Here is a 314-nt window from a genome sequence, read left to right as displayed (position 1 = left end):
GCGGCGGTCGCGGTGTAGCGGCCGGAGAACGCGGGCCCCACGTTGCCGAGGGCCACCGGCATACCCGCCCGCAGCTGCGGGTTCCCGTAGGCGACCGCCTCGATCTCCCCGAAGCCTGCGCTGACGGAGGCGGCGAGCGCACCGGCCACGGCGCGGGTCTCCGCCTGGGTGCGGTACGGGGTGTCGGCGATCGTGGTCCGGGAGCCCGAGCCGAACATCCTGGCCGCCGTCGACGGGCTCATCCCCGGGACGACGGTGTCGCTGCGGACGGACTGCTGCCGGGCCACCAGCCGGGTCTTGGTCTCGACGTTCCA

At 74.8% G+C, this 314-nt stretch carries 1 pseudogene; it reads right to left on the bottom strand.

The annotated features are described in order from the left end of the window. A pseudogene (locus HTV45_RS33695) lies at nucleotides 1-314 on the bottom strand (type IV secretion protein Rhs); the annotation flags it as partial.

Source organism: Streptomyces sp. CHD11 (assembly GCF_018638295.1).
Taxonomy (GTDB): Bacteria; Actinomycetota; Actinomycetes; order Streptomycetales; family Streptomycetaceae; genus Streptomyces.
The sequence above is the reverse complement of the archived record's forward strand: the minus strand, read 5'-3'. Positions and strand labels throughout refer to the sequence as shown.